The 20,537-nt window shown below is 61.8% G+C and carries 16 protein-coding genes; 10 read left to right on the top strand and 6 right to left on the bottom strand.

Annotation, left to right across the window (positions count from 1 at the left end; all coding sequences use genetic code 11):
* Positions 1 to 44 precede the first annotated feature (44 nt).
* Complete coding sequence (locus VJ464_09920) at positions 45 to 539, bottom strand: hypothetical protein (GenBank protein HKQ05439.1); 495 nt, start codon at positions 537 to 539, stop codon at positions 45 to 47.
* Between the two features lie 25 nt (positions 540 to 564).
* Here VJ464_09920 and VJ464_09915 point away from each other — a divergent pair, with 25 nt between their 5' ends.
* The gene (locus VJ464_09915) at positions 565 to 708 is read left to right on the top strand and encodes a hypothetical protein (GenBank protein ID HKQ05438.1); all 144 of its coding nucleotides are present in this window, start codon (positions 565 to 567) and stop codon (positions 706 to 708) included.
* Here VJ464_09915 and VJ464_09910 read toward each other — a convergent pair.
* Both VJ464_09910 and hutI read right to left on the bottom strand, forming a co-directional pair.
* Positions 696 to 1,310, bottom strand: a complete 615-nt coding sequence (locus tag VJ464_09910) for an RDD family protein (protein HKQ05437.1) — start codon at positions 1,308 to 1,310, stop codon at positions 696 to 698. The two genes, VJ464_09915 and VJ464_09910, sit on opposite strands and share 13 nt — an antisense overlap.
* Positions 1,311 to 1,422: 112 nt before the next feature.
* Complete coding sequence (gene hutI, locus VJ464_09905) at positions 1,423 to 2,697, bottom strand: imidazolonepropionase (GenBank protein HKQ05436.1); 1,275 nt, start codon at positions 2,695 to 2,697, stop codon at positions 1,423 to 1,425.
* A 91-nt stretch (positions 2,698 to 2,788) separates the two neighbouring features.
* Here hutI and VJ464_09900 point away from each other — a divergent pair, with 91 nt between their 5' ends.
* Positions 2,789 to 4,477 (top strand): ATP-binding protein, encoded by a 1,689-nt coding sequence (locus tag VJ464_09900; GenBank protein ID HKQ05435.1) that lies wholly within the window; start codon positions 2,789 to 2,791, stop codon positions 4,475 to 4,477.
* A gap of 40 nt (positions 4,478 to 4,517) precedes the next feature.
* Here the strand turns inward: VJ464_09900 and VJ464_09895 are convergent, their stop codons facing one another.
* Entirely contained in the window at positions 4,518 to 5,549 is a 1,032-nt protein-coding gene (locus VJ464_09895; protein ID HKQ05434.1) for a hypothetical protein, read from the bottom strand.
* A gap of 325 nt (positions 5,550 to 5,874) precedes the next feature.
* Here VJ464_09895 and VJ464_09890 point away from each other — a divergent pair, with 325 nt between their 5' ends.
* The 5 genes from VJ464_09890 (at position 5,875) to VJ464_09870 (ending at position 15,769) form a co-directional block, all read left to right on the top strand.
* Entirely contained in the window at positions 5,875 to 6,636 is a 762-nt protein-coding gene (locus VJ464_09890) for a hypothetical protein (GenBank protein HKQ05433.1), read from the top strand.
* 347 nt (positions 6,637 to 6,983) lie between these two features.
* Entirely contained in the window at positions 6,984 to 7,997 is a 1,014-nt protein-coding gene (locus VJ464_09885) for a BadF/BadG/BcrA/BcrD ATPase family protein (GenBank protein HKQ05432.1), read from the top strand.
* A gap of 206 nt (positions 7,998 to 8,203) precedes the next feature.
* Entirely contained in the window at positions 8,204 to 9,724 is a 1,521-nt protein-coding gene (locus VJ464_09880) for a sodium:solute symporter (GenBank protein HKQ05431.1), read from the top strand.
* Positions 9,725 to 9,729: 5 nt separating this feature from the next.
* Positions 9,730 to 12,210 carry an exo-beta-N-acetylmuramidase NamZ domain-containing protein gene (locus tag VJ464_09875; protein HKQ05430.1) on the top strand — a complete coding sequence of 827 codons (2,481 nt, stop codon included), beginning with the start codon at positions 9,730 to 9,732 and terminating at the stop codon, positions 12,208 to 12,210.
* Between the two features lie 112 nt (positions 12,211 to 12,322).
* Positions 12,323 to 15,769: a TonB-dependent receptor gene (locus VJ464_09870; GenBank protein ID HKQ05429.1), complete on the top strand. Its 3,447-nt coding sequence runs from the start codon at positions 12,323 to 12,325 to the stop codon at positions 15,767 to 15,769.
* A gap of 74 nt (positions 15,770 to 15,843) precedes the next feature.
* Here the strand turns inward: VJ464_09870 and VJ464_09865 are convergent, their stop codons facing one another.
* Both VJ464_09865 and VJ464_09860 read right to left on the bottom strand, forming a co-directional pair.
* Complete coding sequence (locus VJ464_09865; GenBank protein HKQ05428.1) at positions 15,844 to 16,254, bottom strand: nuclear transport factor 2 family protein; 411 nt, start codon at positions 16,252 to 16,254, stop codon at positions 15,844 to 15,846.
* A 108-nt stretch (positions 16,255 to 16,362) separates the two neighbouring features.
* Positions 16,363 to 17,430 carry an alpha/beta hydrolase-fold protein gene (locus VJ464_09860; GenBank protein ID HKQ05427.1) on the bottom strand — a complete coding sequence of 356 codons (1,068 nt, stop codon included), beginning with the start codon at positions 17,428 to 17,430 and terminating at the stop codon, positions 16,363 to 16,365.
* A 299-nt stretch (positions 17,431 to 17,729) separates the two neighbouring features.
* Between VJ464_09860 and VJ464_09855 the strand changes: the two genes are divergently transcribed.
* The 3 genes from VJ464_09855 to VJ464_09845 all read left to right on the top strand — a co-directional run bounded on the left by VJ464_09855 (position 17,730) and on the right by VJ464_09845 (position 20,510).
* Entirely contained in the window at positions 17,730 to 19,232 is a 1,503-nt protein-coding gene (locus tag VJ464_09855) for a sodium:solute symporter family protein (protein HKQ05426.1), read from the top strand.
* Positions 19,229 to 19,381, top strand: coding sequence for a hypothetical protein (locus tag VJ464_09850; GenBank protein ID HKQ05425.1), 153 nt, complete (start codon positions 19,229 to 19,231; stop codon positions 19,379 to 19,381). Before VJ464_09855 ends, VJ464_09850 begins: the two co-directional genes overlap by 4 nt.
* Positions 19,382 to 19,460: 79 nt before the next feature.
* Positions 19,461 to 20,510: an amidohydrolase family protein gene (locus VJ464_09845; GenBank protein ID HKQ05424.1), complete on the top strand. Its 1,050-nt coding sequence runs from the start codon at positions 19,461 to 19,463 to the stop codon at positions 20,508 to 20,510.
* Positions 20,511 to 20,537 lie beyond the last annotated feature (27 nt).

Genomic DNA, 20,537 nt, shown 5'->3' with positions numbered 1-20,537 from the left:
TCGCAGGATCGCCCGCCGCTCGCCGTCAGGTGATTGGTGCGCGCTTACTCGGTTTTGTGGATGCTCTCGACGAGCTGGAGATAAGCGGCGGCGTTCTTTTTCAAGCTTGCCGGCTCGGCAAAGCCCATGACGATGACGGGCCGCTTGGCCGCCAGCAGCGTCACGTCCCAGGCAATCGGCTTATCGTCTATGGTGCCGTTGCCCGATATCGAATACATCGGCATGCCGTTATGCTCGCCTTCCTTGCCTTTATTGGTCACTTTGACGTTATCGATAATCTTGTCCACTTCGCTGGTCATGGCGTCAATGGCGGCCTCGAAGTTGTCTTCGGTAGCGACAAAGAAAACAATCGCCACGGTCTTGTCGGGTGAGTGGACGAGCAGGCGGTCGCCTTCAGCGTCTGAGGTCCAGCCGGCGGGCAGCGCGAATTGAATGCCGCCCTCCTTGTGAGTCATGACATGATCTTGCGCCGAAGCGAACGACGCCAGCATGGTCAAAGCGATGAGCAGGCCGAGTGTTTTTGCGAATCGAAAATACATTCCTTCTCCTTGTTGTGGATTGCTTGTGAAGCAAACGAAAATCGTGGCGCACTGTCGGGCGCGCCGGATGATGAGCCTTGGGGGAGCGCGTTATGCGGCTACCGGGCGGCACGGCAGCGAGCGCGCCGCCCGGCGCTATGAAGTCTTGACTGCCGATCACGCCTCGTAGACGTGCGTGTTGAAGACCTTGTCGTAGAGGCCCTGCTTTTGCTCATCCCACAGCGGCCAGAGCCAGAGGATGAAGCAGACGTTGCCGATGAGGCCCTTGACCAGCTCGCGCGCGAAGGCTTTCCAGAAGCCGAGCGGCTGGCCCGACGGATCGAGTACTCTGATCTTCATCCAGCGCTTGCCGAGCGTTGAGCCGGTCTTGCCGAGCAGGTAGATGTTGTAGATGCCGACAGCCATCAGGCCGAGGAACAGCAGCCCGTAGCCGAGAAACATCAAGCCGATGAAAGCGCCGGCCTCGCTATCGCGTACGCGGCCCTGAGAATCGGCGTTGGCAGCGCCGATGGCGATGGCGATGCCAAAGACCACCCAGCCGGGGATGGTTGCCACAAAGCCGATCAGCGCATCACAAAACCATGCGCCGAAGCGCTTGCCGATGCTCGCATAATGCGGTGCCGGCATGGCTCCGTAACCGCCGGGCGGATAACCGCCGGGCTGGTAGCCACCGGGCTGATAGCCGCCGGGCTGCGGGTAACCGGGCGGCGGATAGCCGGGCGGATAATCTGATGGCGGATAACCGGGCGGTTGATTCCCTCCGTATGACATAAACGCTTCCTCCTAGATTCCTGAATCGCTGCGTTACATTGATTGCGAATGAGAGAGGCCAGTGCAGCAGGCGGATTATACAGAGCGCACACGGCTTGCGCAATTCCCTTTTTCAAACGCGGCGGTCGCTCACGACGCGGCCCGCTTTGATCGTCACCAATGCGTGATTCATGCCGAAAAAGTAGGGAATCTGCCGATAATCGGTAACCTCGAAAACAACCACGTCCGCCTGCTTGCCGGGTTCGAGCGAGCCGATGCGCTGGCCGAGGTCGAGCGTGTACGCCGCGTTGATGGTCGCTGCTGAGATGGCTTCCGCGGGCGTCAGGCGCATCTGCGCGCAGGCGATTGAAAGCGCCATCTGCATGGAAGCGGTCGGCGAGCTGCCGGGATTAAAATCTGTCGCGATGGCGACCGCCACGCCGGCTCCGATCAGCCGCCGCGCCGGCGCGTAGCGCGTTAGCCCGAGGTTGAAGACGGCTCCCGGCAGTAGCACTGCTGTGACCCTGGCATCGGCAAGCAAACGGATGCCGTCATCATCGATCCATTCCAGGTGATCGGCGGTCACGGCGCCAAGCTCTGCGGCGAGCCGCCCGCCGCCCGAAAGCGTCAGTTGCTCGGCGTGCAGGCGCAGGCCAAGCCCCAGTTGTTTGGCACGCGATAAGATGTGCCGCGATTCGGCGACCGTGAAGACATGCGATTCGCAGAAGATGTCGGCAAAGCGCGCCAGCCGTTCCGAGGCGACGCGCGGCAGCATCTCGTCCATCAGCAGGCGGAGATAATCAGCCCGCCGCGAGCCCTCTGCCGCGCCGCGATACTCGTCAGGAATTTCGTGCGCGCCGAGGAAAGTCGGAACCAGTGTGAGCGGCGTCTCTTGATTCAATCGGCGGATGACTCGCAGGATTTTTAACTCGTCTGCGAGCGTCAAGCCGTAGCCGCTCTTGGCTTCGACGGTCGTCGTGCCATACTCAAGCAGCCAGCGGACGCGCGGCAGCGCCATGTCAAAGAGCTCATCTTCGCTTGCGGCGCGCGTCCGTCGCACGGTGGCGCGAATGCCGCCGCCGCGCGCCGCGATCTCTTGATAAGTCACGCCGGCGGCGCGCATCTCGTATTCGTCTTCGCGGGTGCCGGCAAAGACCGGGTGGGTGTGCGCGTCAACGAAGCCGGGCATCACCACGCGGCCCTCGGCGTCGAGGCGTATGGCGTCGGCAGCGGCCAGGGCTTCGACCTCGGAACGGGCTCCCACCGCCACTATGGTGTCGCCGCGAATGAGCAATGCGCCATCGGGTATGATCGCCAGCTCGCCCAGCTCCGCGCCCAGGCGCGGGCGCGCGGGGCCGGCTAGCGTCACCAGTTGCGCGGCGTTGGTAATCAGAAGCTCATTGCTCATGGTTGCGGTTACACGGCGCATTCGCGATGTGATATAGTCACGACGCGTCCTTCATAGGTCATAATAAAAACACCGGCAAAGGTAGATGGAAATGTCCGACACACTGGTAGGCACAGTCAAGGGGCCGGGCGAAAAGCCCAGCGAGTTTGTCTTCATCACCACAGACAACGACCACACGCGCGTCGGCGAGTTCGTCTACTACGTGCGCGATGCGGCCCGCAGCGCGCGCCGCATTCTCGGCAATGTCACAGAGCGACGGCTGGCGCGCTCGCTGCCGGACAGCTTTCTCGCCGACCCCGAAACGCCGCCGGCGGCGGTCGCCGCGATGATCGGCTTTGACGACGACAGCGCTGAGCTGTTCGAGATCGTTGTGTCGCTGATCGGTTACTTTGACGACGAGCTGAAAGACTTCGTCAACCCGCGCATCCCGCCGATGCCCGGCCAGCCGGTCTACCTCGCGCCATCCGACTTGCTGGCGCGGGTGCTGTCGCCGAAGCAGCCGGGCGAGCGCGGCGCGGCGCACGTCGGCAGCCTGCTGACCCGCGAAGCTGGCGACGTGCCGGTGGTGCTGTCTGTGAAGGATGTCGTTTCGACACATCTGGCGGTGCTGGCTTCGACCGGCGCGGGCAAGAGCTACACGGCGTCTGTGCTGATCGAAGAGCTGATGCGCCCACAGAACCGCTCGGCGGTGCTGATCGTTGACCCGCACGGCGAGTATGATACGTTACAGGAGATCAAAGGCGAAAAGTTTCGCGCCCAGTTCACCGCCGACGGCTATGCGCCGGAGGTCAAGATTCTGCGGCCCGAAAAAGTGAAAGTCAGATTCGACACATTGGAGTTCGCCGACATCTGCTACCTGCTGCCGGAGATGACCGACAAGATGCGGCACTTTCTCGGCAACGCCTTTCGCACCATGCGCGAGCGCGCCGGCAAGCACGGCCACTACGCCTATCAGGACTTGCTCGACGCCGTCGAAGAGCAGCGTTACGGCGACGACGAAGGCAACCGCGCCGGCAACATCAGCACGATTGACGGACTGGCGTGGCGGCTCGAAGGGCGCTTTCGCGGCTACAGCAAGCACCAGATTTTTTCCGACCACGAGCACAACCTGTTGACCGAGCTGTTTCAGCCCGGCCAATGTACCGTGCTGCAACTCGTAGACATCGAGCAGAACGAGCAGCAGGTGATCGTCGCGACGCTTTTGCGGCGAGCGATCCTGGGGCGCATGGCGACGCATAAGGGCGAAGTCATCGATCCGACCAACGAGCGTTACCTGCCGTTCCCGATGTTCGTTTTGCTCGAAGAGGCGCACCGCTTCGCGCCCGCGGGGCAAACGGTCGTGTCTACGAATGTGTTAAAGCAGATTCTTTCCGAAGGGCGCAAGTTCGGCGTCGGCGTCGGTCTGATTACTCAGCGACCGGGCAAGCTCGACGCCGACGTGCTGTCGCAATGCATGACGCAGTTCATCATGCGCATCGTCAACCCGATAGATCAAGACACGATTGCTAAAACGGTCGAAGGCGCGGGCCGACGCATGCTCGATGAATTGCCGGCGCTGACCAAGGGACAGTTGATCGTCTCAGGCGTGGCGATCAATACGCCGGTGATGTGTCAGGTGCGTAAGCGGCTGACGACGCATGGCGGCGAAACCATCGATGCGCCGCTGGAGTGGGCGCGCTGGCACAGCGAGCAGAGCCGCGCGCGCCGCGACGAAGAGCGCGCCGTGCTGGTCAAGCCGCAGCCCAAGAGCGGCGGGCGCCTCGGCGGCTTCGATATTTGAGCCGCCGGCTTTGGTTGGCGATTGCAAGGATGCCGCCGGCTCAAAAGGCGCAGCGGTAGCTGTAGTATTCGTAGATGTTCGCCCAGCGATTCTTCTGCTTGTGATAAATCTTGTAGGTCGCGCCCTCGAAGTTGGTCGTCATGGTGACGACTTCGCTCATCTTATCGCCATCCAGATCAACGTGATCGACCAGCACCTCGGCCAACAAGGCTTCCTGCACGTCGTCGAGGCTGGCGCCTCCCGGCAGGTCGCCTTTCGTCGTGCGGGCATAGCGCATCAGGTCTATGTCAAAGCCCTCGGCATCGGGCGCGGCAATGAGAAAAAGGTGATGGACGGCCTCGTTGCGCGACGGCGTGCGGACGATGAAGCTGGCAATGATCTCCCACTTGCCGTCGCCGTTCAGGTCGGTCGCCGTCATGTTAATCGCCTTCATGTCTTGCACGGCGGCGGCGGCAGCGCCCTTCTGACGAAAGATGCGCCCGGCCAGATCATTGACTGCCGTGCGCTCGGCAGGGGTAGGGGAACGCCGCGACGCGGCGCGCCGGCCCAGCGCTTCTGAGTTTGTCGCCAATCCCATCACCAGGCCGTTGATGCGCGCGGCGCTCTGCAACTCGACGCTGGCCAGGGCGCGGGCGCAGTCGCTGTCTTTATCCGGCTTGGCGCGGACGGTTGCCGTGCCGGCGTCGCCGCCGCCGAACAGCAGGCGGTATCTCTGGCCGATGTGATAGTAGCGCGCCGCGAAGGCCGAGAATTGTTCAGACTCGGCGGAGGGCGGCTCAAGATAACGCCCTTCGATGATGCCGACGAGCGGCTCGATGTGGCTGCCGCCGCGGTCTTGCGCGACGACGAACATGGTCACGCCGGCGCGCGCCGCTTTCGCTTTTGCCTCCGCCGCCTCGCGCTTCGCTTCCGCTGTCTCGCGCTTCGGCTTAGTAGCGGGCTTCGACGGTGACCCGGCGGCATTGGTGTTTCTGGGCGGCTTGCTCTTGGTCTGAGCGGCAAGCGCGGGCAATGAAAAGATGAGCAGCGCAACCGCAAGGATGAAAAGACGATGTTGGTGGCAGACATTCATGGCGCGTTTTTCCTTCACAAATGAATTCAAAAGACGGGCAAATTTCGGGACCGCGAGACGACAACAATTTACACCGCGTCCGACCGGCTTGCAAAGTTGAGCCGGCGGGTCGGACTCTGCTAGTGCGACAGGGGATTCGCATGACGTTGATCGGCATTGCGCTGGGCTTGGCAGTCGCAAACGAAAAAGTGAAGTGCGAAGAATTTATTGAATTGGCCTGCGCTCGACCGGCGTTGATGTGGCCTGCATGTTTTACCTGTGGCATGATGTGTGGGATTGCGCTGGAGTTGAAGGCTTGCAACGATATCACACCGAGAGGGCTCTTATGGAGAAGATTTCACGCCGCCAGTTTAATCATGACGCGATAAGGTCGCTGCTAACTTTCTCACTCGCCAAAAGCCTGTCGGACGCCGCCGCGCTCGCCGCACCGCTGCGGCCCGTCGTGCGCCCCTGGGTGCTTGAGATGGAGCGCGCCACCAAAGCGATGCGCTCAGGCTCGATCAGTCAGAAGACCTGGCAACAGGGCATCGAGGAATTGCTGGCCAGAGTCAGTCTCGATGATCTGCTGCGGGCGATTGATTATGACGCCCTGATGAAACGAGCGATCTTCCAGCCGGTTCACGAGACGGTGCTAGACGTTGACCTGGGCGAACGGGAAGGGATCAAGGATGAGCTGAGCTTCAATCCTTATTTTTACGCGATGAAGCGGGGCACCAATATTGTGCCGCACGGCCATAAGAACATGGCGACGATGCACATGGTATTGAGCGGCGAAGCGCAGGCGATACACTATGACAGGGTCGGCGAAGACGGTCACCACCTGATGATCAAGCCGGTCTCTGACCTCCTGGCCAAAGCCGGCGACGCTTCGACGGTTTCAGACGAGCGCACCAATATTCACTGGTTCAAGACGGTGAGCGAGCGGGTCTTTATGTTCAATATCGGCGTATTCGGTCTCGATTCAACGAAGTCAATCACCGGCAGAGAGTACGTTGATCCAGTGCGCGGCGAGAGGGAAGGCAATGGCGTGATCAGGGCGCGGCGGCTGACTCACGAGCAGGCATACAAACTCTATAGCGGAGGCTAGCATCGGGCGGCGATGCCTTTTGTTTCTGGAGGATGGGGGATGCGGGTACTCCGCTCCGTGCGCCTGGCGCGGGCGCGGATCAGCCGCCGGCATCGCGTTAAACCTCTGAAAAATTTGAACTGAAGATAAGCTAAATCGAAGCCCTCAGAGGTCAAGCCAAAGAATTTGTTATAGTTACTATAAAAACAATTCGTTTTACAAGCTCCGGGCAGTCGCTTATAACAATGGTTAAGGCTCCTATGGTCAGACGATGCGAAGGTCCGCACCCTCGGCCAGCCGGTCTGCCGGCATAATGAAGTGGCAAGCTTCCGCATTTGCCGACAACGGTCAGAGAGCCCCGGAGACTTATGTCGAAGACCCTCACCTCGCACCCTTCGTCCGGCCCTGCGCCAGCACCACGCTTCGCGCAACGCCTGGGTGAAGGGTTCGCCGAACCGCCATGCTTTCTCGGCATAGATGGCGGCGGCACCAAGACCCACGCCGTCATTACCACTGCTTCATACAAGATCATCGGCGAAGGCTTCAGCGGCGCTTCCAACCCGGTGCGCGTCGGCTTTGATCTGGCGGTCGCGCATATCGGCGAAGCCGTCGAACAAGCCTGCGAGCAGGCGCAACTTGCGCCGCAAGACCTCGCCGCCGGCTGCGCGGCCATCGCCGGCATTAGCCACCCGATTCATTATCACACCATGAAGAAGGGACTCGTCCGCCGTCTCGGCATCGATCACCTTGAGCTGGTCACCGACGCGCGCGCCGCGCTTGAAGGGGCGCTCGATGGCAAGCCCGGCGTGGTGCTGATTGCCGGCACCGGCTCGATTGCCATGGGGATCAACGACGCGCGCGCCGTCGAGCGCTCAGGCGGCTGGGGGCCGACGCTCGGCGACGAAGGCTCCGGCTACGACATTGCGCGGCAGGCGCTGAAAGCCGTCGCCGCATCATTCGATGGCCGCGCCCCACGCACCCTCTTGACCGAGCGCCTCTGCCGGCGGTTCGGCATCACGAGCGCCAAGGACCTGCCGGGGGTCATCTATAATAACGACGCCGAAGAGTCTACCGAGATCGCTTCGCTGGCGCGGCTGGTCGCCGATGCCGCTGCCGAAGGCGACGCTGTCGCGCGCGCCATCCTGGCGCAGGCCGGCCGCGACCTCGGCGAGCTGGCCGCGTCGGTGATTCGCAAGCTGGGGTTCGAATCACAAACGTTTCGCGTCGCCTTTGTGGGCAGCGTTTTTAAGGCTGGCGATTGTGTGCTTGATCCCGTGCGCGCCGCCGTGCGCGAGGTCGCGCCGCGCGCCGAAGTCGGGCCACCGCTGCGCCCGCCCGAGATCGGCGCTATCAAGCTGGCGCAGGCCGCGGTGGAAAACTAGAGCGGTCGGTTATTCAGACCGCCGATGTGCGAGCATGGCTCTGATAGATTAAATGACATCGGACAAACCGATGGCCCGGTATCCATATCCACGCTTTGAGGCCGGGCCGCCTTTACGGCAAGCCATTTTCGAGTTTCTTGAAGTCAGGCAGTCTCACGTTTCCTCCATCATTTCGGATAGCGGTTCGTTCGGCAGGCTTGATCGATATGGGATTCTCGGCGATAGATTACATCGTCCTGCTGCTTTACCTTGTGGGCATCACTGTCTTCGGCATGCGCTTCCGCCGCTCGCAGCGCACCGTCAAAGACTACTTCATCGGTTCAAAGAACACCTCGTGGGTGGTCATCAGCCTGTCGATTGTCGCCACCGAAACCAGCACGCTGACGCTGATCGGCGTGCCGGCGCTGGCCTACACCCTTTACGCGCGGCCTGAGCAGGGCGGCAGCCTCACCTATCTGCAAGTCGTCTTCGGTTACATCGTCGCCCGCTTCATCATCAGCCTGCTGTTCATCCCGGCGTACTTCAAAGGTGAGCTGCTGACGGCTTACGAGCTGCTCAAGCGGCGCTTCGGGCCGCAGACCAAGAACTTTGCCGCCTCCCTGTTTTTGGTCATGCGGGCGCTGGCGGAAGGCGTGCGCGTCTATGCGGCGTCGCTGGTGTTGAGCGCGGTCCTGAGCGCCAGCCTGCCGGGGCTGTCATCCCTCTGGCTCTGGTCAATCTTTATCGTCGGATTCCTCACACTGATTTACACCTTCGAGGGCGGTATCGCGGCGGTCATCTGGACAGACTTGATTCAACTGGTGATCTACGTAGCCGGTTCGCTGCTCGCGGCGTATATGCTGCTGCGACTGATACCCGGCGGGTGGGGGACGGTGGTGGCCGAGGCCGCACCCGCCAATAAATTCCAGGTCTTTTCATTTGCGTGGGACTTCAAGGTGCCGTTCACCTTCTGGGCGGGGTTGCTCGGCGGCACCTGTTTGACGATGGCTTCGCACGGCACAGACCAGTTGCTCGTACAGCGTTTGCTCACCTGCCGCGACCAGCGCGACAGCCAGAAGGCGCTCGTCCTCAGTGGCTTCGTGGTGCTGTTTCAGTTCGCGCTTTTCTTAATCATCGGCGTGATGCTGTTCGCCTACGCCAGGTATTATCCGCTCAACCCGCAATCGCCGAGCAACGACGACGTCTTCCCGCTGTTTATCGTCGAGCGATTGCCGCACGTCGTTAAGGGGCTGGTGATCGCGGCCATCTTTGCGGCGGCGATGTCGAACCTGAGCGGCTCGCTCAACTCGCTGGCCTCGACCAGCGTGATCGATTTCTACAAGCCGCTGGCGGGTCGCGGCAAGAGCGATGAGAGCTTGTTGAAGCTGTCGCGCTGGTTCACCGCCGCGTGGGGTGTCGTGCTGATTGCGATTGCGGTGCTGGCGAGCGGCTGGGGCTCGGTCTTCACGGTAGGGCTGACGATTGCGTCGCTGGTCTATGGCCCGATGCTCGGCGCATTCCTTCTCGGCGTCCTGGGCCGTCGCGCCAATCAGACAGGGGTGATGACGGGCATGGCTGTCTCGCTGGTTTTTATGCTGCTGATTAAACTCTACACGGCGGTAGCGTGGACGTGGTATGTGCTGATGGGCACGGCGGTTTGTCTGGCCGTTGGTTATGGCGTCAGCCTGCTCGGCAAGCCTTCGCCGCAGCCGGCCGTTGAGACAGTAGGCAGCGCCGCGAACGATTAATCCATATGATCTGCAACCAAGACAAGATGACGAATGTCCGACGCCGATTCGCTTATTTTATCGTTGCAACCCTTGTTGTCTCTTCGCTGTCGCCTTCACTGCTGGCGCAACGCCGCAGTGCCGCTCATCCGCCATCAGCGCTCGCTGAAGTCGCGCCCGAAACCGTCGGCATGTCGAGCGAACGGCTCGCCCGCATTGATGAGGCGGTGCGCGCCGCAATCGAGCGCAAAGAGACGCCGGGCGCGGTCGTCGTGGTCGGGCGGCGTGGCCGCATCGTCTATCGCAAAGCCTTCGGCGACCGCGCCCTTCAGCCGCAGCGCGAAGCTATGACTGTGGACACGATCTTCGATCTGGCGTCGCTCACCAAAGTTGTCGCGACGACGACGGCGGTGATGATGCTGGTCGAGCGCGGTCGCTTGAGCCTCGCCGATCCCGTGTCCCTCTACATCCCTGAGTTCGGCGCAAACGGCAAAGATCGCGTGACCATCGAGCAACTGATGACGCACCGGGCGGGGCTGCCGCCCGACAACGAGATTGCCGATTATGTCGGCGTCACGATCAAGCCGCTCGAAGAGATTTATAAGCTGAAGCCGTCTTACGAGCCGGGCACGCGCTTCGTCTATTCGGATGTTGGCTTCATCGTCGCCGCGGAGATCGTCCGCCGCGTGTCGGGCAAGCGCATTGACGCGTTCGCGCGCGAAAACATCTTCGCGCCGCTCGGCATGGCGCACACCGCGTATCTGCCGATTGAGCCGGCGAGCGGCGAGCAGCAACACGGCGACACATCGCGGATCGCGCCCACCGAGATGCGCGAGGGGCGCTGGATGCGCGGCGAAGTCCACGACCCGCGCTCCTACGAGATGGGCGGCGTCGCCGGTCACGCCGGCCTCTTTTCAACCGCCGACGATCTGGCCATCTTCTGCCAGATGATTCTGAATAAAGGCGAGCTGAACGGCGTGCGCCTGCTCGCGCCTTACACCATCGAGCGCATGTTGAGCGCCCACACTTTGCCGACTGCACAGATGCGCGGCATCGGCTGGGACGTCAACACATCGTTTTCATCCAATCGCGGCGACCTCTTCCCGGTCGGCACCTTCGGCCACACGGGATTCACCGGCACCAGCCTGTGGATGGACCCTGCGAGCGAAACCTTTGTGGTCTTGCTTACCAACCGCGTCCACCCGACGGGCCACGGTGATGTGACGCGGCTGCGCTCGTTCGTCGCTTCAATTGTTGCCGGAGCGATTACCGCGCCGCCTTACGCGCCGGTCTTCGCGTCGCTTGGCGCAGGGGTGTCGGTCGTTGAAGCGCCGCGCGCCTCGGTCAACCGAGCGGGGCCGCAGGCCACGCCGCTCCATCCAGTGCTGACCGGCATCGATGTGCTGGCGCGCGACGCTTTCAAAGCGCTCGAAGGCCGCCGCGTCGGCTTGATTACCAATCACACGGGGCGCGACCGCGAGGGCCATTCAACAATTGACCGGCTGGCGGCGGCGACCAACTTCAAGCTCGTCGCGCTCTTTGCGCCCGAACACGGCTTGCGCGGCCTCGAAGATGCGCCGGTCAGCAACAGCCGAGACGACAAGACCGGCCTGCCGGTTTATAGCTTGTATGACAACGCCACGAGGCGCCCGACAGAGGACATGCTCAAGGGCATAGACACGCTGGTCTTCGACATTCAAGATGTCGGCGCGCGCTTCTACACCTACACGACGACGATGCTCTACGCGATGGAAGAGGCCGCCCGCCGCCAGCTCAAGTTCGTCGTGCTGGATCGGCCAAATCCGATTAACGGCTACGACATCGAAGGCCCTGTGGCCGACGCCGATCTGCTGTCGTACACCGCGCCCTACCGTCTGCCTGTGCGTCACGGCATGACGATGGGTGAGCTGGCCATGCTCTTTAACGGCGAGCGCAAGATTGGCGCTGACCTGACGGTCATCAAGCTGGAAGGCTGGCGGCGTGCCGATTACTATGACGGCACATCGCTGACCTGGGTCAACCTGTCGCCGAACATGCGCAGCCTGACCGAAGCCATGCTCTATCCCGGCGTCGGCCTGCTTGAATTGACGAATCTTTCGGTCGGGCGCGGCACCGACACGCCTTTCGAGATCGTCGGCGCGCCGTGGATCGAGCCGCAGAAATTGAGTGACGCGCTCAACCGCGCGGGGCTTGCCGGAGTGCGCTTTGTCCCCGTAAGATTTAAGCCTAAGTCATCGAAGTTCGCCGGCGAAGAGTGCGGCGGCGTCAACCTTGTCCTCACAGATCGCGCCACGCTGCGACCAGTGACCGTTGGCTTAGAGATCGCTTATCAGTTGAACCGGCTCTATTCAGGCACCTGGAAAGTTGACGATTACTTGCGCCTGCTCGCCAACCGCGCGACGCTGGCGGCATTGAAGGAAGGCAAGGCTCCCGCCGACCTGGCCCAGGTTTGGCAAGGCGGGCTGGCGGAATTTGCCCGCGTCAGGCAGAAGTACCTGCTGTATTGAAAAGGCGCGACGCGGCAGCTATCGAGCGCCGCGCAAGGACAACAGAGAAGCGCCCCGCCACGAGCGGCGCGCTACGGTAGTTTCGCTTACTAATAAGGAATGGAGGCAACCTATGTCACCGATCATCAGGAAAGCAGTCAGTCTGTTGCTGCTCGTGGGCCTCGCCGTCATGGCGATCCCGGCCCACGCGCAGGACATCACGGGCAGCATCGTCGGCATTGTCCGCGACAGTAGCGGCGGCGTCGTCGCCGGCGCCACCGTGACCATCAGGGAAACGACGAAAAACATCGTCGCCCGCACGCTGTCGACCAACGAGGAAGGCGCTTACTCAGCGCCGCTCTTGCAAGCCGGCAGCTACTCGGTCACGGTCGAGGCCGCGGGCTTCAAGAAGTACACCAAGACCGACATTCAGTTGAACGTCAACGACCGCCTGTCGGTTGACGTGGCGCTCGAAGCCGGCGCCATCACCGAAGAGGTGCATGTCGAGGCCGGCGCCACGCAGGTCGAGTTGCAGACGGCAACCGCCGGCAGCCTGGTCTCGAACATCGAGGTGCGTGAGCTGCCGCTCAATAACCGCAACTTTGTGCAACTGGTCACCTTGCTGCCGGGCGTCAGCTCGACCATGACCGACCAGGCTTACATCGGCACGACCAACCCGTTCGGCCAGACCAACACCGTGTCAATCTCGATCAACGGCGGGCGCACCAGCCAGAATAGCTGGACGATTGACGGCGCAGACAACGTTGACCGGGGCTCGAACCTGACGCTGTTGAATTACCCGAGCGTTGACGCCATCGCCGAGTTCAAGGTGCTGCGCAACCACTACAGCGCCGAGTATGGGCGCAACGCCAGCGGCCACGTCAACGTCATCACCAAGTCGGGCGGCCATGACTTTCATGGCGACCTCTACGAGTTCTTCCGCAACGACAAGCTGAACGCCAACCCTTACTTTAATAACCTGACGGGCCGCTTCACGACCGACCCGACGGCGCTGGCGCCCGACGTCATCGTTGCCGCGAATGACCCGCGCGCCGGCAAGGAGCGCACGCCGCGCCCCATCCTGCGCTACAACAACTTCGGCTACACCATCGGCGGGCCGGTCACCATTCCCGGCTTCTACAACAAGGAGCGCGACAAGACCTTCTTCTTCTTCTCGCAGGAATTCCGCCGCGTCATCACTTACTCGACCTTCAACGCCACGGTGCCGAGCGCTGCCGAGCGCCAGGGCATCTTCTCAGCGCCCATCTGCGTGGCGACCAACGCTGCCGGCACCGCCTGCACGCAGTCGGCGACGACGATCACCAACATCAACCCGGCGGCGCGGGCTTACCTGCAAGACATCTACGCCAACATCCCGCTGCCGAATTCGGGCACCAACACGCTGATTAGCAACGTGCGCAACGTCTTCAATCACCGCCAGGAGCTGGCGCGCGTTGATCACAACTTCAGCAGCAAGGTGACCCTCGCCGTGCGCTACCTGCACGACACCATCCCGACCGAAGAGCCCGGCGGATTGTTCACGGGGCTTACGGTGCCCGGCGTGGCGACGACCAAGACTGACTCGCCCGGCTACTCCTGGGTAGCGCGCAGCGTTCAGACCTTGCGCCCGACGCTGCTCAACGAAGTCGGCTATGCCTTCTCTTACGGCGCCATCGTCAGCCGACCCATCGGCCTGGCTTTGAGCGAGAACTCGCCGAACGTCACCGCGGCGGTTCACCTGCCGTTCCCTGTGTCGCTCGACCGCATTCCGAGCATCTCGCCAGGTTATGCAGGCGTCGCCGGCTTCGGCCCGTATGACGACTTCAACCGTAACCACAATATCTTTGACAACGTCACCTGGATTCACGGCCTGCACACCTTCAAGGTCGGCACCAGCATGAACTTTTACCAGAAGACCGAAAATGCCGGCGGCAACAACGTCGGCGCGTTCGCTTTCGCCACCGCGCCGCGTCCGACCGGCTCTACGGCGACCACCACCCAGCAGGCGTGGGCCAACTTCCTGCTCGGCAACGTGTCGACCTTTACGCAGGCCGACCAGGATTTGACGCCCGACATCCGCATGCACCAGTACGAGTTCTACGCTCAGGACGACTTCCGCTGGAAGTCAAACCTGACGCTCAACTTCGGCGTGCGCTATTCGCGCTTCCGCCAGCCGATTGACAAGACAGGCAATCTGACGAACTTTGACCCGGCGGCCTACGATCCGGCCAAGGCGGTGCAGATCAACCCGACGACCGGCAACATCATTCCCGGCACCGGCGACCCGCTCAACGGCATCCTCATCGCCGGCCAGAACTCGCCGTTCGGCGACAAGGTAGCACCGGAAAGCAACAACAACTTCGCGCCGGTCTTCGGCTTCGCCTGGGACCCGTACAAGGATGGCAAGACGGCGATCCGCGGCGGCTATGGCATCAGCTACGACGTGACACTGGTGGGCGTGCTCGAACAGAACATCTTCGGCAACCCGCCTTACGTCAACAACGTGACGATCAGCAACACGGTGCTGAACAATCCGGCCTCGGTGCTGCCATCAATCTCGGCGGCGCCGAAAGCCATCCGCGGCACGCCCAACAACAGTGACATGCCCTACATTCAGCAGTGGAGCCTTGATGTGCAGCGCGAAATAGCGAAGAACTTCGTCGTTGCGGTCGGCTACTACGGCTCGAAGGGCACACACCTGCCGGGCATCGTTGACCTCAACGAAGTGCCGCCCGGGGCAGCGGTCGCCGCCGGCATCATCACGCCGGGCACGCAGGTGACAGCCGCCCTCACGCCGCGGCTGAATGCCGTGCGTCCGTACAAGGGCTTTTCCTCGATTGGCAGCATCCAGAACTGGTTCAACTCGAACTACAACTCGATGCAGGTGTCGGCAGACAAGACCTTCAAGGATGGCTCGCTGGTGCGCCTGTCTTACACCTGGTCGAAGGCGCTGACCGACAACCAGACCGACCGCAGCTCGGCGCCGCAGAGCCTCTATGACCGCGCCGCCGACTACGGGCCATCGGCTCTTGATCGTCGCCACATCCTGTCAATCAACTACGTTTACCAGCTGCCGTTCTTCCGCAGCCAGAAGGGCTTCCTCGGCCACACGCTCGGCGGCTGGGAACTATCGGGCATCACCAGCGCCGCCAGCGGCTCGCCGTTCACGGTGACAACGACCGGCATCGATCCCGGAGCCCTCGGCTTCCTCGGCACCAGTCCATCCTCAGGCCGCCCGGATCAGGTAGCCAACCCGAACCAGACATCGGCGATCCGCACGCGCTTCCAGTGGTTCAACCCGTTCGCCTTCCAGCTCGTGCCGGCAGGCGTGACGCGGCCCGGCAACGCGCCGCGCGGCGTCGTCATCGGGCCGGGCTACCAGAAGTGGGACATGACGTTGAGCAAGCGCTGGAAGTTTACTGAGAACGTCAATCTGCAATTCCGCGCCGAAGCCTACAACGTCTGGAACCATACCAACTTCCTGGGCATCAGCACGGTCTTTGGCAGCACCACCTTCGGGCAGGTCACCAGCACGCGCGACCCGCGGCTGATCCAGTTTGCCTTGAAGCTGTATTACTAGAACGGCCGATAAGCATTGACCGCCGCCCGCTGCCTGAGATCAAGCAGCGGGCGGCGGTCGGCTTTTTGCGCGGTCTATTTCAGTGAGATCGGACTGGCCTGGATGGCGACGATCTGCCACTCGCCGTCGCGCTCGGCATAGACGTGTATGGTGCGGTAATGGCGCTGCATCTGCTGGCCTTTGTAGCGCCAGTCGGCGGTGTCAAAGCCGATCAGCACGCCGGTCGCGCCAAAGATGCTGACTTCGACGTGATCGCGGACGAGCGAAGCGACTTGCAGGTCGCCGGATTCGATGTCGGCAATGAACTGCGCCCGGTCGTCGCCGTCCAGGGCATAGCTGAAGATGCAGCCTTCGTCCATCAGGCGGTTGAGGGTTGCGGTATCGCCGCCGACCAGCGCCGCCACCCACTCGTCGTTGATGTGCCGCAGTTGTTGCTCCACCTGGATCGTTGAAGCGGAATTCGTGCTCTCGGCCTGGCTTGCCATCGCGTGGCCTCCTTTTCCAACACCTTTAAAAGAGGTTTATTGCAAAGCCTGACATAAGTCAAGCAAGCGTCCTGCTTGCGCCGCGACCGCCACAGCGGGCGATAGTGGCTAATTCTTTTTCGTGGCCGGCTGGCGAAACGCGCGCTCGACCATGTCGTTCGGATCGGTGTTCACCGGCCCGTCGCGCCACAGCCAGCGCATCATCTCAGGCATAACGGCGCCGCCGAATTTTTGCCCGTGCAGGTTCATGCCCCAGGTGTAGCTGACGTCGTAGCCCTTCTGCGTGAGCGCCTTCATCAGCCGCACGTTTTGATAAAACCAGTCGAGCTTCTCATCATAGACGCCGTTGCGAAAGCCGCGATTGTCGTTCCGCCCATCACAGAGGAAGACGCGGATCGGCTTCTTCGCGCTTGCCAGCACGCGCTCCGGGTAGACATGGCCGCCGCGCAGATTCACAAAGCTGCCGACGTTGCTCAACACCTTGCGAAAATAGTCGGGGCGCTCCCAGGCGACCGTGAAGGCCGCGATAGCCCCTGAGCTTGAGCCGCCGATGCCGTGCATCTCAGGGTCCCTTGAAATGTTGTATTCCTTGTAGAGCGCCGGCAGCAGCTCTTCGGTGATCACCCGCGCATAACGGTCATCGAGCGAATTGTATTCGGTGGGGCGGTTGGTCGTGCGGTCGCCCCATTCCTGCGGCGTCGGCTCGGGCTGCTGCGGCGTACGTCCAGGGTTGATGAAGACGCCGATCATCACCGGAATCTCGCGGCGGTAGATCAGGTTGTCCATGACGTTCTGGGCGCGCATATCGCCGTTCTCATCTTTGAAAGCCTGGCCGTCTTGATAAACCATCAAGGCGGCGGGTGACGCCGGATCGTACTGTGCAGGCACATAGACCCAGTAGGTGTGCTGTGTGCCCGGATAGGCGTTGCTCGGCAGCGTGTACGGCCCGCGAATCTCGCCCTTCGGGACGCCTTCTTGCGGCAACGAATCAGGCCCCAGGCGGTATTGCGAGTTCGGGTTCGGCCCCGGCGGCATCGGCTGTTGATTATTGCTTCGCGCCGGTTGCGGCGCTGCGCCGGTTTGTGCCGGAGCCGCCGGCTGCGTGGAAGATTGAGCATGAGCGATTCCCGCCGCTGCCAGGATAAGACTGATGGCAATGGTTGCCACTCTTCGCATTCGAAAACTCCTCGGGTTTGAAATAGTCCGCTAATCAGGTCAAGCGGTTTGCCGGGCGCAATGACGCTCGCCCCGCTCCAAGCGATCATAGATGAGTTGGCCGCCCGCGGGCCAATCGAGTTCTTCAATATGGCTCGTTCGGATTAAAGATTGCGTGATCGGCAAGCCATGCACTGCCGGCAAATTCGCAAATCGTTGTTGATCTTCTCCGATGATCTATGCGATACATTGCGGCGCAGAAGTGATTGGCAGCGTCTATGCATTGCGCCAGATGAATTCGACAACCGGGAGCGCCGCGCATGGGGTTTACAGGGATTGACTGGCTGATCGTCATCGTCTATCTGATCGTTTCGGTCGCTGTTGGCTTGATCGGCAAACGTTTCGTCGGCAACGTCTCGCACTTCCTGGTGGCGGGCCGCGAGCTCGGCCTGTACGTCGGCATCGCGACGCTGGCGGCCACAGAGATCGGCACGATCACTTACATGTACAACGGCGAGCTGGGCTACAAATACGGCTTCGCGGCGTTCGCGGCGGCGCTGATTTCGGGTCTGGTGATGATCTTCGTCGGGCGCACGGGCTTCGTCATCAGCCGCCTGCGCGAGCTGCGCCTGATGACCGTGCCGGAGTTCTTCGAGGTCAAGTATAGTCGCGGGCTGCGCCTGGTGACCGGCGTGCTCGTCGCCCTCGGCGGCATCCTCAACATGGGCGTTTTCCTCAAGATCGAAGGCGAGTTCCTGACCATCGTGAGCGGCATCCCTTCGCGCTACCTCGTGGCGGCGATGACCGTCATCCTGCTGCTCGAATTGCTCTACACGGTGCTGGGCGGCATGGTTTCCGTCGTCATCACGGACTTCGTTCAATACGTGCTATTGTCGGTCGCGACCATCCTGGTGACGATCTATGCCGTCGCTCACGCCGGCTGGGGCAACATCGTTGATAAGGTGACGGCGACGATGGGCGAGGCCGGCTTTAACCCGATTGCCAATCCGAAATTCGGCCTGACCTTTTTGATCTGGCAAGTGCTGCTCTGGTTTTCAGTGCATACCTGCTGGCAGACGACCGCCATGCGCATGTTTGCGACGCGCAGCGCCGAAACCTCAAAGCGAGTGATGACCTGGACAGGTTTTATCTTCCTCGGTCGCGGCATGCTGCCGATGCTCTGGGGCATCGCCGCGTTGACGATGTTCGGCACCGGCGCGATCAAGGAAGGGGTGCCGGCGCCGGTGGTTGATGGTCAGACGCTCGTGCCAATTGATGCGATGCCGGCGATGCTGGCGGCCATTCTGCGACCGGGAGTCAAAGGGCTGGTGGTCGCCGGCATGCTGGCGGCGACGATGTCCGTGAACAGCTCTTACCTGCTGGGCTGGAGCGCGGTCATCTCGCAAGACGTCATTCTGCCGTTGCGCCGCGTGCTCAGGAAGCCGCCGCTCGATTCGCGCGCCCAGATTCTCGTCAATCGCATCAGCAATCTCTTCGTCAGCCTCTTCCTGATGTTTTGGGGTTTGTACTACACGCCGCCCGGCGCGGTCTATCTCTACCTGAACATCACGGGAACGATCTTTCTGGCCGGCGCTTTTGTCTGCGTCGTCGGCGGGCTCTACTGGCGACGCGCCAACACCACGGGCGGTTATCTGGCGATGATTGCAGGCGCAGCCGGCGCGATCATCCCCTTCTTCTTTCTCCACTGGAGCGAGAACATCACAGGCTTTGCGGCCTTCGGATTGGCAGCGCTTGGCCTGGTGGTCGGGTCGCTCGTCGGGCGGCCCTCGACCGCGCCGCCGGCCGTGCAGGAGGCGGAATGAAATACTGGCAGATGTTCTGGACAATCAGTCTGGTGGTGGCCGGCGTCTCTTTCGCCTTCATCACGGCGGTCGTGACCGTCCGCGGCTATAAAGACCTGCGCGAGATGTTCGGGCGTTTGAGCCGGCGCGGCGACAGTAATCACGAATAAGTGGCGCAAGCTGTTAGCTTGCGCAAGGCCAGACGCAAGCTAACAGCTTGCGCCACATAAAGCGTTCACAACCGAATTGATGAAAGACAACGACAAGTTCATCGCGATGGTGACGGCCCGCGTAGAAACCGATTTGCGCTTGAGCGATTTTGCGCCGCGCTCGATGCTGGTCACCGATGAGCATAAGATTCTTCGTCCGCGCTTTCCGGTGATCGATTATCACAACCACCTCGACGCTCAAGAGCCGCGTGCCGTCTTAGAGATCATGGACGAATGCGGCATCGAGCGCCTGGTCAACATCACGATGCGCGTGGGCGATGAAGCGCTGGCGGTGATGGAGCGCTTTCAGCGCGCCGCGCCCGACCGCTTTGCGACGATTGCGTGGATGGACTGGCGCGATCTGCATAAGCCGGGATTCTTTACGCGCTCAGCAGAGCGGCTCGAACGACTGGTTGAGGGCGGCGCTTGCGGAATCAAAATCTGGAAAGACCTGGGACTGACGCTGCGCGAGGCGAACGGCGAATTGCTGCGCGTGGACGATGAGCGGCTCGCGCCGCTGTTTGAAAAGGCCGCCGAGCTGGGTGTGCCGGTGATGTTTCACATCGCCGACCCCGACGCGTTCTTTCTGCCAATTGACCGCTTCAACGAGCGTTACGAAGAGCTGGCGGCGCACCCGGACTGGAGCTTTTACGGCGCGCAGTTCTCGAAGGATGAGCTGCTAGGGCAGCGCAACCGCGTCTTTGCGCGTCACCCGCGCACGACCTTCGTGGCGGCGCATGTCGCCGAGCGGCCCGAACATCTCGCCTCTGTCAGCCGTCTGCTTGCGGCGCATGAAAATCTTTATGTAGACATCGCGGCGCGGACGGCGGAGCTTGGCCGCCAGCCTTATGCGGCGCGCGAGTTTTTTCTGAAGCACGCCCGCCGCATTCTCTTCGGCACCGACCTGATTCCGGAAGTCGAGATGTATCGGCTGCATTACCGCTTTCTCGAAACCAGGGATGAGTATTTTGATTACCCGTCGCACGCGTCGCGGCAGGGGCGCTGGAAAATTTATGGCCTGCACTTGCCCGACGAGGTGTTGCGGCTGATCTATCGCGAGAATGCGTTGCGGTTATTGCCGCGAGCGTGATTGACTGTGTGGCTCTGCGATTTGAAA

The sequence above is a fragment of the Blastocatellia bacterium genome (genome assembly GCA_035275065.1).
Classification (GTDB): Bacteria; Acidobacteriota; Blastocatellia; order UBA7656; family UBA7656; genus DATENM01.
Note: the sequence above shows the minus strand (reverse complement) of the source record. Positions and strands in the feature narration are given on the sequence as shown.